Genomic DNA, 16,411 nt, shown 5'->3' on the forward strand with positions numbered 1-16,411 from the left:
GGTCAGTCGTTCATAGGGTCAGACCCTGGCGGGAGGTGCTCACCCCCATCCTCTCTGTCGTTCATGTCGTCTGGCGAGGTGAACGACCCTTTCATGACATTTGCGGAGGGGCGGATCGGCCGTGCTGCCCGACTTTGCCGCGATCAAGACCTCCGGTGACCTGAATGACTCGTTCAAGACACCTGGGACCCGGCGTCGGTAAAGGATCCACAAAGGACAGTCAAGCCACTGTGATCATGCTCTCCCATGCGTTTCGCCCACTTGGTTGCCATACGCAAGCAACTTGCTTAGCCTAGCTAAGGGACTGGCGAGCAGAAGGGTTGCACAGTGGCGGAACGCCGGACGTATTCGATCGCGGAACTGGGGCCGCGGTACAAGTGGATCGCGCTGTCCAACACGACGCTGGGCATGCTGATCGCCACGATCAACTCCTCGATCGTGCTGATCGCGCTCCCCGACATCTTCAAGGGCATCGGGATCAACCCCCTGGAACCGGCCAACACCAGCTACCTGCTGTGGATGATCATGGGCTTCCTCGTGGTCACCGCGGTCCTGGTGGTGAGCTTCGGCAGGCTCGGCGACATGTACGGCCGCGCGAGGATGTACAACCTCGGGTTCGCCGTCTTCACCGTTTCTTCGATCATGCTGGCCATCACGTGGTTCGGCGGCGACGCGGCCGCGTTGTGGCTGATCGGCTGGCGGATCGTGCAGGGCGTCGGCGGCGCCTTCCTGATGGCGAACTCCTCGGCGATCCTCACCGACGCCTTCCCGGCCAACCAGCGCGGGCTCGCGCTCGGCATGAACGGCGTCGCGGCCATCGCCGGCTCGTTCCTCGGCCTGGTCGTCGGCGGGGTGCTCGCGCCGGTCGACTGGAACCTGATCTTCCTCGTCTCGGTGCCGTTCGGCGTGATCGGCACGATCTGGGCGTACCTCAAGCTGCACGACACCGGCGTCCGCAAGCACGCGCGGATGGACTGGTGGGGCAACATCACCTTCGCCGTCGGCCTGATCGCGGTGCTGGTCGGCATCACCTACGGCATCCAGCCCCACGGCACGTCCCAGACCGGCTGGACCAGCCCGATGGTGCTCAGCTGCCTGATCGGCGGCGTCGCGGTGCTCGTCGCGTTCGTGGTCATCGAGACCAAGGTGGACAACCCGCTGTTCCGGCTGTCGCTGTTCAAGATCCGGTCGTTCACCTGGGGCAACATCGCGAACCTGACGGCGTCGCTCGGCCGCGGCGGCCTGCAGTTCATCCTCATCATCTGGCTGCAGGGCATCTGGCTGCCGCAGCACGGCTACACGTTCGAGCAGACGCCGTTGTGGGCGGGCATCTACATGCTCCCCATGACGATCGGGTTCCTGGTGGCCGCGCCGACGTCGGGCATCCTCGCCGACCGCATCGGCAGCCGCCTGCTGGCCTCCGGCGGCCTGCTCATCACGGCGATCACGTTCCTGCTGCTGATCATCCTGCCGGTGAACTTCAACTACTGGGCGTTCGCGGCGATCCTGCTGATCAACGGCATCGGCATGGGCATGTTCTCCTCGCCCAACCGCGCCGAGGTGATGAACAGCCTCCCGGCCGACGCGCGCGGCTCCGGGGCGGGCATGATGACGACGTTCCAGAACGCCGCGATGGTCCTGTCGATCGGCTTCTTCTTCAGCCTGATCATCTCGGGCCTCTCGAGCAGCCTCCCGGCCACGATGCACGACGGCCTGGTCTCCCACGGCGTCCCGGACGCGGCGGCCTCCCAGGTGGCGAACCTGCCGGCGGTGGCGGTGCTGTTCGCGGCGTTCCTGGGCTACAACCCGATCCAGCAGCTCCTGGGCGGCCAGCTCGCGTCCCTGCCGCCGGACCAGGCGTCGTTCCTGACCGGCCGCAGCTTCTTCCCGAACCTGATCTCGGGCCCGTTCCAGTCCGGCCTGGCGGTGGCGTTCGGCTTCGCGATCGCGGTCTGCTTGATCGGCGCGGTGGCTTCGCTGCTGACGAAGGACGCCCGCCCGAAGGACCGCGAATCGGTCGGCGAAGAGCTGGCGGCGGTGGCCGGCGAATCCGGCGGCGGGCCGAGCGAACTGGTGTCGCCGTCGAGCGAACGCTAGCAAGCGCACGGAAAACGGGCCGGGTGCCACCCTCGCGGTGGCACCCGGCCCGTTTCCGTTTCCCTACCTCGGTCGTGGGCCGAACGGGGCAATCACCCGGGAACGGGTAACGCCTCCGCACGAAGATCGGATGGGGAGATCGAATGGCTCGCGGGAGGGCGAGCTCGTCGCCGCGCGGCATGGGAGGTGCCGCGCACCGGGGGGAATCTGCCCGAATCCCGGGCCCCGCACCGACCGCCGACCCGCTGCCCGGCACGCCGCCGGGCTTCTTTCGCGCTGCTCGAAAACGCTTTCACGACAAGGGGTAGTCCATGCGCCAGAGACCCTTCGCCCGGAGATCCGCCGTCCTCGGCTGCGCTTTGACCGTCGCCCTCACCGGTGCGGTGAGCGTGACCGGCGCGAACGTGGCCGCCGCGGCCGACACGATCACCTGCCGCGCCAGCGCCGGTGTCTTCTACACCCTCCCCGACACCCACCTCGACCTCGACCGCCACAACGAGCCCGAGACCGGCGCCGTCTCCTGGACGGGACGCGCGACGATCGGCTACACGTGGGCGGGCAAGACGCTCGCCGGCCCCGACGGCCGGATGTACCTCATCTCCGACAACGGCAGCGTCCTGCGCCAGCGGCGGCTGGCCACCGGCTGGGAGAACGGCGGCACCGGGCAGATCATCGCGACCGGCTGGAACGGCGTGACCCTGGCTTCGCAGCGCAACCGGATCACCGTCGACGCGACCGGTGACTTCTACTGGTCGCACGACAACATCCTCGCGTGGCTCCGCTACGACGAGACGACGAAGGTCTGGACCAGCCGGCTGATCGACACGGGCTGGACCCTGACCAAGTACGACATGATCGTCGGCGCGGGCGCCGGCGTGTTCTACGCCCGCACCCCCGGCGGCAACCTCTACCGGTTCCAGTACGACCCGGTCAGCCAGCGGTGGCTCGAGTACGCCCGGCTGGTCGGCAGCGGCGGCTGGCAGAACTACGCCCAGATCGCCTCGGCCGGCGGTGACGTGCTCTACGCGCTGGACAAGAACACCGGGCAGATCAAGTGGTACCGCTACCTGGGCGGCGGCAGCTGGCTGGGCTGGAAGGTGATCGGCACGATCGGCACGGACTACCAGCTGAGCGTCACGACCGACGACTGCAAGCTGGTCGATCCCGGCCTGCCGACGCGGCCCGCGGTCCCGGTCGTCGCCGACGCCCCGAGCGCCGTCGTCGAAGGCACCGGCGGCAAGCTCCAGCACTTCTACGTCGACGGCTTCGGCAGGCTCATCCACGGGCGCCAGCGCTCGACGGACATCACCGTCGTGGACTTCTCCGTGGTCCCGGGCTACCAGGAGTACACCGGCACCCCGAGCGCGCTCCGGGCCGCCGACGACAGCCTGCTGGTGACGGCGCTGGGCCAGGACAGCGAGACCCGCAGCAGCACCCAGGCCGCAGCCACCACGACCTGGCCCGCCGCGAGCGGGTTCGGCGGCTGGACGCCCGGCGCGGCCGTTCTCGTCCAGCGTTCGGGCACCGGCACGGCGTTCGCCGTGGACAGCGCGGGCCGCCTCCTGGCCCGCCCGCAGGACGCGAACACCAAGCAGTTCCTGCCGTGGCGGGTCCTGCCCTCGTCGGGGCTGACCGCGGACCTCACCGCCGTCGCCCAGGCCGACGGGATCGACCTGGTCGCCCGCACCACCAGCGGCACCTACACCAAGGCGACCTACCTCGACGGCACGCTCAGCGCCTGGAGCGCCGTGCCCGGCACCGGCTGGACCGGCAAGCTCGCCGCGACGGCGAACCCGGACAACACCCTCGAAGCCTTCGCCGTCCAGCCGGACGGCGTGGTCGTCACCCAGCGCGAGCAGGCGGCGGGCTTCACCGGCACCTGGCAGCCGCTGGCCGGCGTCACCGCGCAGGGTTCGCCGGCCGCCGCCGTCGACAGCGGCGGTGTGGTCCACGTGGCCGTCCGCGGCACCGACGGCTACGTGTACGTGACCCAGCAGAACGCGCCCGGCAGCACCGGCTACCAGGCCTGGCAGAAGCTGGTCGACTCCCGGACCGGCGCGGCTTACCAGTCCGCCACGGACCCCTCGTTCACCGGGCTCGCGGCCGGTGGCGTGGTGGTGACCTACCGGGACAGCGACGGCGTCACCTACGCCTTCGGGTCGGGGCTCCCGGTCACGACCGCGGTCGCGCGCAGCGCGAACCCGGCGACGGTGTTCACCGGCGGTCCGCTGCCGAAGCCGGCTCTCTGACGCAGTTCGCCCGACGGGCGGGCGGGCCCCGACGTGGTCCGGGGCCCGCCCGGCTGTCCCCTTGCCGTGCAGTCGTTCGACCGATGAGGCGGGATTCCCCATGTTTTCTCCACGTCGCAAGACCGGGCACGCCGGCCGGGCCGGGTTGCTGGTCCTCGTCGTCGCGCTGACGGCGGGAGTCGTCGGACCCGCCATCCCGGCCGGGCCGGACGCCGGCGCGAACCTCCTCCAGCAGGCGATGGCGCTCGCGCCGAAGCAGCTGGCGGGGACGGCGGGGGAACCGGGGGACGACCCGGCGGGCCCGGCCAACACCGCCGGCCCGAAGTCGCTGCAGTCGAAGTACCCGGCGGTCGCCGCCGGTGAGGCGAAGGTCGCCGCGAACGCCGTGCAGGTCCGGAGCGCGCCCGCGCACGTGACCGGGTTCGACGAGAAGACCAGCCGGGAGCTGCCGGACCGGCGCACCGCCACGGACAAGACCTACGCCAACACCGATGGCACGCTCACCACGGAGTTCGGCCAGGAACCGATCAACTTCCGCGCGCCGGACGGCAGCTACCAGCCGATCGACACGACCATCGTCCCCGCCGGCACCGGCTGGTCCAACGCGGCCGACGCCGAGCGGCTCACCTTCGCCGCGAAGGCCGGTGGAACCGACCTCGTCCACGTCACCTTGGACGGCGAGCACGAATTCGGCTACGGCGTGGGCGGTGCCGTGCCGACGACCGGTGCCGTCTCCGGCAGCCGCATCGTCTACCCGGGCGTGCGGCCCGGTGCCGACCTCCGGCTCGACGTGGTGCCCGGCGGCGTCAAGGAAACGCTCGTCCTGAACTCGCCGGAAACCGCGACGACGTGGGACTTCCCGTTGCGGCTGAAGGGGCTTCGGCCGTCCCTTGTGGACGGGCGGATCTCCCTCACCGACGCGTCCGGGGCCGAGCGCGCCCGGATCCCGGCCGGGTTCATGACCGACTCCCGGCGTGATCCCGCGACCGGCGACCCCGCCCGGTCCGAGGGCGTGACCTACGAACTGCTCGAAAACGCCGGCGCGTTCGTGCTCCGCGTCAAGCTGGACCCGGACTGGCTCAAGGACTCCGCGCGCGTCTACCCGGTGGAGGTCGACCCCAGCGTCGAGACCACCGCGTCCGACGGCGGCGCGGTGTTCCAGGGCGGTTCCCGGCTCGACGGCTCGACCGAGCTGCGGATCGGCACGACCGGGTCGGTCAAGGCCGCGAGCTACCTGTCCTTCAGCGGCGTGGAAAGCCGGCTGCGCGACCACAAGATCCTCGGTGCCCAGCTCACGCTGAAGAGCACCTGGTCGTGGTCCTGCCAGCCGCGTCCGGTCACCGTGCACGGGGTCACCGCGCCGTGGAACACCGCGTCCGGCTTCCCCGGCCCCGCCTTCGGTCCCGCGCTCGCGCAGGAATCCTTCGCACACGGGTACATCGGCCTCCAGCAGCACGCGTCGAGCTGCCCGTCGGCGACCGAGCTGATCCCGCTCGGCACCGCCGGCCGCGACCTCGTGCAGCGCTGGGTGACCGGCGCGCAGGCCAACTACGGCCTCGCGGTCCGCGCGTCGGAAACCGACCCCTACGGCTGGAAGAAGTTCACCGGCAACCGGACGGCGAACCCGCCGCGCCTGTTCGTCACGCACACCGCCTACGACGCCGAATACCGCGTCGACCGCGGGGTTCCCCAGCCTCCGGTGACGCGCACGCAGGCCGGCAAGGTCAAGATCACCGTCACCAACCGCGGCGCCGGCACCTGGACCGCGGCGGACTTCGCGCTCGGCTACCGCGTCTTCACCGCGGCCGGCGCGCCGGTCGGGGCGGTCGAAGCCGCGTCTCTGCCGAACGACGTGCCGCGCGGTGCCTCGGTGACGCTCGACGCCACCATCAAGGCCATCGAGCCCGGCCAGTACCTGTTCGACTTCAGCATGCTGCGCCGCGGCGGTGCCTGGTTCACCGACGAGCAGATCCCGCCGACGCGCCTGTCGATGACCGTGTTCGACGTCCCGCCGATCGTCAAGGCGCAGTACCCGCCGAACGGCTTCTCCGCGCCCACGCTCACCCCGCAGCTGTGGGCCGACGCGGTCGACGTCGACGCCCCGGTGTCCTCGACCCTCAAGTACCGCTTCGAAGTCTGCGAAAAGTACGTCGCCAAGCCGGACGGCACGCTGACCGGGGTGTCCTGTGTGGACTCCGGGTACGTGACCAAGCGGACGTGGACGGTTCCGACGGGCGCGCTGCGCTGGAGCAAGGACTACCAGTGGCGCGTCTTCGCCTACGACGGGAACTCGGAGAGCGAGAAGCTCACGCCGAGCCACCTCCTGACGGCGGTCCCGCAGCCGGAGATCACGTCGCACCTGGCGAACGCGCCCTACAGCGGCGCGCAGCGCGACTTCGACCCGCAGACCGGGAACTACTTCTCCAGCGCGGTCGACGCCGCGCTGCAGGTGACCGGGCCGGAACTGACCGTCGCCCGCACCTACAACAGCCTCGACCCGCGCACCGACCTCGCCTTCGGCGCCGGCTGGTCGACCCGCTACGACATGCGCGTCCTGCCCGACAACGACGGTTCGGGCAACGTCGTCATCACCTACCCGGACGGCCAGCAGGTCCGGTTCGGCCGCAACAGCGACGGCACGTTCGCGCCGCCGCCCGGCAGGCAGGCGAACTTCCGGATCGAACCGGAAGCCGCGGGTGGCGGCTGGGTGCTGAACGACAAAGCGGCCGCGCTGTACCGCTTCCGCCCCGACGGCCGGCTGATCGAGATCTACGACCAGGCCGGGCACCACGTCCAGCTGGACTACGGCACACCCGAGCACCTCAGCCGGGCGATCAGCCTGACCAGCGACCGGATCCTGTACTTCAAGTGGACCGGCAACCACGTCACGTCGGTGAGCACCGACCCGATCGACGGCAAGCAGCTCACCTGGACCTACACCTACGACGGCGACCGCCTGACGAAGGTGTGCGATCCCGACAACGGCTGCACCGGCTACGACTACACCACGGGTTCGCACTACCGCAGCTCCGTCGTCGACGCCCGCCCGTCGTCGTTCTGGCGCTTCGGCGAGACGTCCGGCACCTCGGCCGCCAGCGAAAACGGGCTCAAGCTCGGCAAGGACGCCGGGACCTACAAGGACGTCGCGCTCGGCCAGCCGGGCCCGCTGGCCGGCACCGGCACCGCGGCGACGTTCAACGGCACGTCGTCGGTGGTGACGCTGCCGGACGGCACCGTGCGCAAGAACCGCGACCTCGCGATCGAGATGTGGTTCAAGACCACGGCGGGCGGTCCGCTCTTCGGCTACCAGAAGGCGCCGATCAGCGGCACGCCCACCGGCGCGGTGCCGGTGCTGTACGTCGGCACGGACGGCAAGCTGCGCGGCCAGTTCTGGAACGGCGGCGCGGCCCCGATCACGTCGGCGGCGACGGTCAACGACAACGCGTGGCACCACGTGGTGCTTTCCGGCGCCCTCGCGACCCAGACCCTTTACCTCGACGGCAAGGCGGTCGGCACCGCGCAGGGCGAGATCGCGCACGACGACGTCGTGTACAACCAGATCGGCGCGGCGTACACGGTTCCGCCGTCGGCGTGGCCGGGCTGGGGCACGGACGCGCGCCGGTTCTTCTCCGGGCAGATCGCCGAAGCGGCGTTCTACGAGTACGCCGTCGGCCCCACGACCGCGGCCGCGCACTACCAGGCGCGCGCAGCGGCCAGCTCACTCACGAAGATCACGCTGCCGAGCGGCCGCGTCGCCGCGCAGCTGAGCTACGACACCGCGGCCGACCGCCTCACCGAGGTCGTCGACCGCAACGGCGGGCACTGGCGCCTCGGGAAGCCGGTCGTGACCGGAACCGAGACCAACCTCGTGCGCACGACGCAGGTCACGGATCCGGGCGACCGCCCGCACTTCTACGACTACGACCCGGTGCGCGGCCGCATCCTGCGCTACATCGCCCCGCTGGGCCAAGGCATCCGTCCGGAGGACCGCCGCGACGGCGACGGCAACCCGCTGCCGCCGGAGAACCCGACCTGTGACCCGTCGGCACCCCAGGACCCGGCCGACCCGTCGTACTGCGGCGGCCCGGTCGGCGGCGACGGCACGTGGGTCGGCGGCCCGGTCAACGGCCAGGGCGTCCGCACCTACGACTACGACGACAAGGGCTTCCAGACCACGATCGGCGACGAGCTCGGCAACACCGTCGTCCTGACCAACGACGAGCGCGGCAACGTGCTCGCGCGCAAGACGTGCCGCGTGGCCCCGGGCGACTGCCAGACGTCGTACTCGACGTACTACCTCAACGCGGCCGACGTGACGGACCCGCGCAACGACAAGCTCCTGTCCACCCGCGACGCCCGTTCGGCGAACGCGGACGACCCGGCGTACGCGACGACGTACACGTACACGGACCTGGGCGTCCGGGGTCTGCTGGCCACGGAGACCACCCCGGACGGCGGCGTCACCCGCCACCAGTACGCGACCGGCACGGAAGCGGCGGCGGGCGGCGGCAACGTCCCGGCGGGCCTGCTGCTGCAGACCACGGACCCGCGCAACGGCGTCACGACGTACGCCTACTACAAGAACGGGGACCTGGCGAAGGTCACCGACCCGGCGGGCCTGACGACGGCGTACACGTACGACGTCTTCGGCCGCAAGAAGACGGAGACCCGAAGCAGCGCCTCGGACCCGGCCGGGGTGACGACGACCTACGCCTACGACTCGCGGTCGCACCAGACCGCCGTGACCGGTCCCGGCGTGGTCAACGCGATCACCGGGGTCACGCACACCGCGCAGACGCTCACCGGCTACGACGCCGACGGCAACGTCGTGCGCACTGAGGAGAAGGACCTGACCGGCGGGGACACCGCCCGGGTCACGACGACCGACTACGACGACTTCGGCCGCGCGAGCCGGGTTGTGGACCCGGAGGGCGGGGTCACCTCCTCCGGCTACGACCCCTTCGGCAACCGCGTCTGGATGGTCGACGCCGGCGGCAACAAGTACGAGTACGGCTACACCGCGCGCAACGCGCTGGCCGAAGTCCGGCTGCGGGCCTGGAACGGCCAGGCGGTCGACCCGGCGAGCGGGGCAGGCGACACCGACGGTGCCGGCGACACGACTTCGGCACCGACCCTGGTCCTCGCGTCCTACGCCTACGACCTCGCGGGACGGCGGGTGCGGGAAACCGCCTCGATGGGACGCACCACCCGCTACCGGTACTTCGGCGACGGGAAGGTCTGGAAGGTCGTCGCCCACGACGTGCGCGACCCCTTCAACCCGGCGGCGCCCAAGCGCGACGTCACGTTGCAGGAGTACGCCTACGACGCCGCGGGCCAGAAGACCAAGCTGACCGAGCCCGGCGGCCGCGTCACGACGTTCGAGTACGACGCCGCGGGCCGCGGGACGGCGGAAACCACCGACCCGGCGGGGCTGGCGAACCGGACCGAGTGGACGTACGGCCCCGGCGGGGACGTCGTCAAGACCGTCCATACCGGACAGAGCTCGAACAGCACCCGGCTCGACCTCGGTAACCGCGAGACCGTCGAGTACGGCTACGACACGGCGGGCAGGCAGACCAGCCGGTCGGTGACCAAGAGCGCGACCGAAAAGCTGACCACGACCTACCAGTACGACGAGCGCGGCCTGACGACCGCGGTCACCGCGCCACGCGGCAACGCCCGCGGCGCCGATCCGGTCGCGTTCACGACGAACCTGGCCTACGACAAGCTCGGCCGGCTCATCCGGACCACGCAGCCGCTCGTCGCGGCCGAGTCCGGGGGAGCGGCGGCCGCGCAGGTGCGGCCGGAGGTCGTCGGCGGCTACGACACCTTCGGGAACCAGACCGAAACGAAGGACCCGAACGGCAACGTCGGGACGATCACCTACGACCGGGACGGCCGGATCGTGAAGGTGGCGTCGCCGGACTACCGCAAACCGGGGGAGACCACCGCGGCGAAGGCCGCCACGACCCGGCAGTACGACGCGCTCGGCAACCTGCTGAACGTCACGGACCCGGCCGGCGCCGTCACCCGCTACCGGTACGACCAGCTCGGCCGCCCGGTCGAGCGCACCGACCCGGACCCGGCGGCAGGCGACCAGCCCGGCGGGGTGTGGAGCTACGGCTACACGACCGAGGGCGAGCTGCTCTCGACCACGGACCCGACCGGTTCGCGGGTGGAAGCGACCTACGACGACCTCGGGCGGCAGGTCACGGCGACCCGGCTCGAGCGCCGTCCGGCACCCGCCGCGTACACCACGAAGCTCCGCTACGACGACGCCGGCAACCTCGTGTCGTCGACGGCGCCGACCGGTGAGCTGACGAAGAACGAGTACGACGTGCTCGGGCAGCGGACCACCACCACGGACCCGGCGGGCGTCGTCTCGCGGTTCGGCTACGACTTCGCCGGGCGCCAGGTGCGCCAGTCCGACGGTCACGGCCGCACCGGCTACGTCAGCTACGACCCGGCGGGCCGCGCGACCGGGTTCTACAGCCTCGACCCGGCCGAACGCGTGCTGCGCAAGAGCTCGGTCGGCTACGACGCGGACAGCAACAAGGTCACCGCGTCGGACGCACTGGGTCGCACCACCCGGTTCGACTACGACTCCCGCGGCCTGCTGGTCCGGCAGCAGGAACCGACCACCGACACGACGTCGATCACCACATCGTTCGGCTACGACGCGGCGGGGAACCGGACGCGCTCGACCGACGGCCGCGGCAACAGCACGATCGAGACGTACAACGCGCTGGGCCTGCCCGAGTCGGTGCTCGAACCGGCCACGGCGGCCCACCCGGCCGCCGCGGACCGCACGTGGACGACCTCGTACGACCTCGCCGGCCGCCCGGAGCGCGTCCAGGCACCGGGCGGCGTGGTCCGGCAGCGGACGTTCGACGCGCTGGGGCGGCTGACGCTGGAAACCGGCACCGGCGCGGCCCAGCCGACCCCGGACCGCGTCCAGCGGTTCGACCCGGCGGGGCGCCTGCTGGCGGTGAACGCGCCCAGCGGCGAGAAGACGTTCACCTACGACGACCGCGGTGACCTGCTCACCAGCACGGGACCGCTGTCGGGCACGTCGGCGTACTCCTACGACGGGTCGGGCCGGCTGACCCAGCGCGTCGACGGCGCGGGCACGGCGGTGTTCACCTACCAGCAGGGACGCCTGTCGACCCAGCAGGACGGCCTGACCGGAGTCAAGCAGACGCTCGGTTACGACGACGCGGGCAACCTCGCGTCGATCGACTACGGCAGCGGCCGTTTTCGCACCTACGGCTACGACGACTTCGGCCGCCAGACGAGCGACGAGCTGAAGGCCGCCGGCGGCGTTTCCCTCGCGGCGCTCGCCTACAGCTACGACCTCGACGACCGCCTCACCGGCAAAAAGACGACCGGTGTGGCCGGAGCCGGCGACAACACGTACGGCTACGACCAGGCGGGCCGCCTGACGTCGTGGACCGTCGGCGGCAAGACGACGTCGTACACGTGGGACGCCTCGGGCAACCGCGTACAGGCGGGTGACCGCACGGCCACGTTCGACGAGCGCAACCGGCAGCTCACGGACGGCACGGACACGCTGACGTGGAGCGCGCGGGGCACGTTGAACGCCCGGACAGGCCCGGCCGGGACGACGACGTCGGAGTTCGACGCGTTCGACCGGGCGGTGAAGCAGGGCTCGGTCACCTACGCGTACGACGGTCTCGATCGGGCGTCGTCGCGGAACGACCAGACCTTGTCGTACGACGGCACGTCGCTGGACCTGACCTCGGACGGCACGTCGACCTTCGCGCGGGGAACGCAGGGCGACCTGCAGGCCCAGGGCATGGGTGGGACCGGCCAGCTCGCGGTCACGGACCAGCACGCCGACGTCATCGGCGGGTTGTCCCCGACGGGCGCGCTGACCGGATCGGCGACCTTCGACCCTTTCGGAGCGAAGGTGGCGCAGTCGGGGACGACGTCGCCGCTGGGCTTCCAGTCGGACTACACGGACCCGGCCACCGGCGCGGTCGACATGGGCGCCCGCTGGTACACGCCGGGCACGGGCACGTTCAGCGCCCGTGACGACATCGACTTGCCCGTGACGCCGTCCGGCATGGCGAACCGGTACGTCTACGGCGGGGGCGCCCCGGTCGATCACGTCGATCCGGACGGTCACTTCCGGATTCCCAAGCCGACGCCGAACCTGCCGGGCGTCCGCGGCACCAGGGTGAGTTCCGACCCGCTCAACGACTTCCTCGGGTTCCTGCCCTACGGCTTCCTGTTCCAGATCCAGAAGACGTCCGTCGGCACGGCGACCAGGGGGTCCGTCCGGTACTTCAATTCGGGCGGTGGCAGCTACTGGGTGGACCCGTCCAGCGACCGCGACTGGAACCCGTCCTGGAACCCGGACGCGGGTACGCAACCGGGCAACCCACCGCAGCCGGGCGGCTGCAGGGCTTGCTCGCCGCCGCCGCGGGGCTGCTGGTGCCCGCCGCCGCCCCCGCCCCCGCCGCCGGGCATCCAGGCGCGGATCGACCAGAACGAGAAGGCCCGCACCGTCGCCGACCCGATCCCGGACGGCGCGAAAAACCCGTACTACGGCGGCGGTGGGGTCTCGTCGGACCCGGACCTTCCGGCGGGTGTGGTCGCGGGGTTGCTCGGAGACCTGCAGGACCTGGTGAGCATTTACCAGGGCTTCGTCGAACAGATCCTGGACCCGAAGAACCCGGTCGTCCACGACGTGGACCCGCCGGTCCCATCCCCGTTGCTGCCGACCCAGGTTTCGGCCTGGGACAACTGCGGTGGCGGCGTCCTGCGCGACGACTTCAACGGCGGGACCAGGAGAACGAACTACCTGTGTGACCCCTTGATCGGGGAGGTTCGCGGGCTCGCGGACAAGAACGCACCCATCCGGCCCGACGAAGACCGGCCGGGGGTAGCCGAGGGCATCCGCCTGCTGACGGGCGAAGTGCTGACGCACACGAGTGTCCGCGGGAGCAATCTGCCCGCGGTCAACTCCACCGTCCAGTTCGTGCTGGACTCGATTCCGCTCGATCTGCGGGGTAGGGGGCATGGCAAGTGCGGTCTCGTCTATTGCCTCAGCGACGCTTTGGACCAAGGGCTGGATCCCGTCGGCGCCGACGCTGCTGCTTTCAACATCAGGAACAACGCCGGGCACCCGAAGCACAACCAGCCCCTGGGCCCGTGCGACAGTTGTAGAGTGCTTGCCGATTACTTCGGTTTGAACTTCGTCACCGAAGGTTTGGAGTGGTGGACGCCCTGATGGCGAGGTTTTCGCAGCAGACTGAGCACGATCTCCGCGCCGCCGGCTGGGAGCCGGGCCGTCGTGTCGACACGACGGCCTGGCGCAACCAGCTGGAAGCGACGGGAGAAGTGCACATGCACGCCGCCGCCGAAGGATTCCTCGGTGAGTTCGGCGGTCTCAAGGTGAAGATCTCTGGACCGGGGGTTTCGTCCGCGCGGGAGCCGTTCGAGTTCAACCCGTGGGACCTGCACGGCGAGGAAGGCCGGTTCGCCGGATGGGGCGCGAGGCTCGGCAAATCCTTGTTCCCCATCGGGGAACTCGACGGGGGCCGGTTCTTCCTCGGTATTTCCGAGCTCGGTGAGATCCTCTTGGTGGAGACCTGGGTCGCCACTTTCGGAATCGGCGATGCGGCGTTGGAGAACCTCATCTTGGGCGTCAAACCCGACGAGCTTGCCTGAAGGCCGTTCTCAGCGCCCGACCGTGGCCCGCTGGATCTTCACCGGCTTGGCCGGTGCCCCGTCCAGCGGCCCGTCGGGATCGGTCGGGATGATCCCGTCCGCCACCATGCGATCAATGGCCGACATTCCCCGCACCACAGTCCCCAGCACTGAGTAATTCGCCGGGATGTTCGCGAACGAATGCACGATGAAGAACTCCGACCCGTTCGTCCCCGGCCCCTGGTTCCCCATCGCGACGGTCCCACGGGGGTAAGTCTCGGTTCCGGTCACCTCGTCCGGGAACTTGTACCCCGGCCCGCCCTTCTCGACCTCGTAGATGTCCCCGCACTGCAGCACACCCAACCGGGAAGAGTTCGAAAGCCGCCAGCACTGCGACCGGTCGTAGAACCGCTGGGCGATCAGCGAAACCATGTTGTGCACCGCGCACGGCGCGGCTCCGGCCCGGTTCAACCGGACGGTCACCGGCCCGTAGTTGAACCGGAACGTCACGTCCACGGTCCCGCGCGTCAGCGCGAACGGCAGCGGGCGCACCACCGGGCGGGCCGCCGGGTTCTCCGGGGTGGGCGTGAACGTGCACGGGACCACCGGTGCGGAAGCCGCCGCCGGGGTGGCGGGGACCACCAACGCACCCAGGACTGCGACGACGGCCAAACCCCAGCGCAGCTTCATGGCCGGAGACGTTAGCGAAAAACGGACTACTTGCGCCAGGCCGTGCGGCGCTTGCGGATGTCCAGCACGAGCAGCAGGATCAGGCCGAGCGACAGGCCGACGAGCCACACGTTCTCGGTGTTGTTCTCGTGGTTGCCCTTGATCATCACCAGCAGGATGATCGCGCTGACCCAGCCGGCGATGCGGGTGGCCTTCGGGAACGTGCCGTGCCAGCCCCAGGCCGCGGACGGCTCGTCGCGGGGGTCGACCTCGGGCCGCCTCTTCTCGACCGCCTTGCCTGCCACGATGAACTCCTCAAGACCCGTGAACCTCGTACGCGCCGATGATCCCACACCTCCGGGTGCGCCGCGGACACGGCCCGCGTGGCGCTGGACACCCGTCGCGACGGCGACGAGCGGCGCCGCGGACCTCCGAGAGCGCCCGGGAACCCCACCGGCCTCGCCCCGGGGAACCTCCGGGTGCGCCGCGGACACGGCCCGCGCGACAATGACCCGCGATGACTACCTCGCGAAGCGTTCTCGTGCTCGGCTCGACCGGGTCCATCGGTGTGCAGGCCCTCGACGTCGCGGCCCGCAACCCGCACCTGTTCCGGGTGGCCGGGATCGCCGCGGGCGGGGCGGATCCGGCCGCGCTCGCCGCGCAGGCGCTCGCCCACGGGGTCGAGGCCGTCGCCGTGACCAGGGCGACGGCCGCCGAAGACGTGCAGCTCGCGCTGTACGCCGAGGCGCAGAAGCGCGGTTACGCCCGTGGCGAGTTCAAGCTGCCGCGGCTGTTCGCGGGCTCCGACGCCGTGACCGAGCTGATCGACGCCGTCGAGGTCGACACCGTCCTCAACGCCCTCCCGGGCTCGCGCGGCCTCGAGCCGACGCTCAAGGCGCTCGCCACCGGCGCCACCCTCGCGCTGGCCAACAAGGAGTCGCTGATCGCCGGCGGGCCGCTGGTGCTCGCCGCGGCCAAGCCCGGCCAGCTGGTGCCCGTCGACTCCGAGCACTCCGCCATCGCCCAGGCCCTGCGCGCCGGGCGCAAGGACGAGGTGGCCCGGCTCGTGCTCACCGCCTCCGGCGGCCCGTTCCGCGGCCGCAAGCGCGCCGAGCTGGCCGGGGTCACCGTCGAACAGGCGATGGCGCACCCGACGTGGTCGATGGGCCCGCTCATCACGATCAACTCCGCCACCCTGGTCAACAAGGGCCTGGAGCTGATCGAGGCGGCGCTCCTGTTCGACATCGCGCCCGAAAGGATCGACGTCACCGTGCACCCGCAGTCGATCGTGCACTCGATGGTGACCTTCACCGACGGCTCGACGATCGCCCAGGCCAGCCCGCCCGACATGCGGCTGCCGATCGCGCTCGCGCTGCACTGGCCGGACCGGGTGCCCGACGCCGCGCCGGCGTGCACCTGGGACAAGGCCGCGACCTGGACGTTCGAGCCGCTGGACGACGACGCCTTCCCGGCCGTCGAGCTGGCCCGCCACTGCGGCACCGCCGGCGGCTGCCTGCCCGCCGTCTACAACGCGGCGAACGAGGAGCTCGTGTCCGCTTTCCTGGCGCAGAACACCAGCTTCACGTCGATAGTGGACACTGTTTCCGAGGTGGTGGGAGCCGCCGACGAGTGGCGTCGCGAACCGCGCGACGTCGACGACGTTCTCGCCGCCGAGCGCTGGGCTCGCGCGCGGGCCGGTTCGATCATCGAGGGGAAGTAGC

General features: G+C 70.7%; 7 protein-coding genes. 5 read left to right on the plus strand and 2 right to left on the minus strand.

Annotation, left to right across the window (positions count from 1 at the left end):
- Positions 1 to 327: 327 nt before the first annotated feature.
- The 4 genes from EIY87_RS03315 to EIY87_RS03330 all read left to right on the plus strand — a co-directional run bounded on the left by EIY87_RS03315 (position 328) and on the right by EIY87_RS03330 (position 14,042).
- Positions 328 to 2,097, plus strand: coding sequence for an MFS transporter (locus EIY87_RS03315; protein WP_125306158.1), 1,770 nt, complete (start codon positions 328 to 330; stop codon positions 2,095 to 2,097).
- A 311-nt stretch (positions 2,098 to 2,408) separates the two neighbouring features.
- Positions 2,409 to 4,346 (plus strand): tachylectin-related carbohydrate-binding protein, encoded by a 1,938-nt coding sequence (locus EIY87_RS03320; protein ID WP_125306159.1) that lies wholly within the window; start codon positions 2,409 to 2,411, stop codon positions 4,344 to 4,346.
- A gap of 100 nt (positions 4,347 to 4,446) precedes the next feature.
- Positions 4,447 to 13,602, plus strand: a complete 9,156-nt coding sequence (locus EIY87_RS03325) for an RHS repeat-associated core domain-containing protein (protein WP_125306160.1) — start codon at positions 4,447 to 4,449, stop codon at positions 13,600 to 13,602.
- Positions 13,590 to 14,042: an SUKH-3 domain-containing protein gene (locus tag EIY87_RS03330; RefSeq protein WP_125306161.1), complete on the plus strand. Its 453-nt coding sequence runs from the start codon at positions 13,590 to 13,592 to the stop codon at positions 14,040 to 14,042. Before EIY87_RS03325 ends, EIY87_RS03330 begins: the two co-directional genes overlap by 13 nt.
- Positions 14,043 to 14,051: 9 nt before the next feature.
- Here EIY87_RS03330 and EIY87_RS03335 read toward each other — a convergent pair whose 3' ends face one another.
- Entirely contained in the window at positions 14,052 to 14,711 is a 660-nt protein-coding gene (locus EIY87_RS03335) for a peptidylprolyl isomerase (RefSeq protein WP_125306162.1), read from the minus strand.
- A 26-nt stretch (positions 14,712 to 14,737) separates the two neighbouring features.
- Positions 14,738 to 14,995: a DUF2631 domain-containing protein gene (locus EIY87_RS03340; RefSeq protein ID WP_125306163.1), complete on the minus strand. Its 258-nt coding sequence runs from the start codon at positions 14,993 to 14,995 to the stop codon at positions 14,738 to 14,740.
- Between the two features lie 212 nt (positions 14,996 to 15,207).
- Between EIY87_RS03340 and dxr the strand changes: the two genes are divergently transcribed.
- Positions 15,208 to 16,410 carry a 1-deoxy-D-xylulose-5-phosphate reductoisomerase gene (dxr, locus tag EIY87_RS03345; RefSeq protein ID WP_125306164.1) on the plus strand — a complete coding sequence of 401 codons (1,203 nt, stop codon included), beginning with the start codon at positions 15,208 to 15,210 and terminating at the stop codon, positions 16,408 to 16,410.
- Position 16,411 lies beyond the last annotated feature (1 nt).

Source organism: Amycolatopsis eburnea, assembly GCF_003937945.1.
Taxonomy (GTDB): Bacteria; Actinomycetota; Actinomycetes; order Mycobacteriales; family Pseudonocardiaceae; genus Amycolatopsis; species Amycolatopsis eburnea.

Coding starts and splice junctions, on each gene's coding strand:
- EIY87_RS03325 (WP_125306160.1), top strand. CDS start 4,447: ATGTTTTCTCCACGTCGCAAGACCGGGCACGCCGGCCGGGCCGGGTTG.
- EIY87_RS03320 (WP_125306159.1), top strand. CDS start 2,409: ATGCGCCAGAGACCCTTCGCCCGGAGATCCGCCGTCCTCGGCTGCGCT.
- dxr (WP_125306164.1), top strand. CDS start 15,208: ATGACTACCTCGCGAAGCGTTCTCGTGCTCGGCTCGACCGGGTCCATC.
- EIY87_RS03335 (WP_125306162.1), bottom strand. CDS start 14,711: ATGAAGCTGCGCTGGGGTTTGGCCGTCGTCGCAGTCCTGGGTGCGTTG.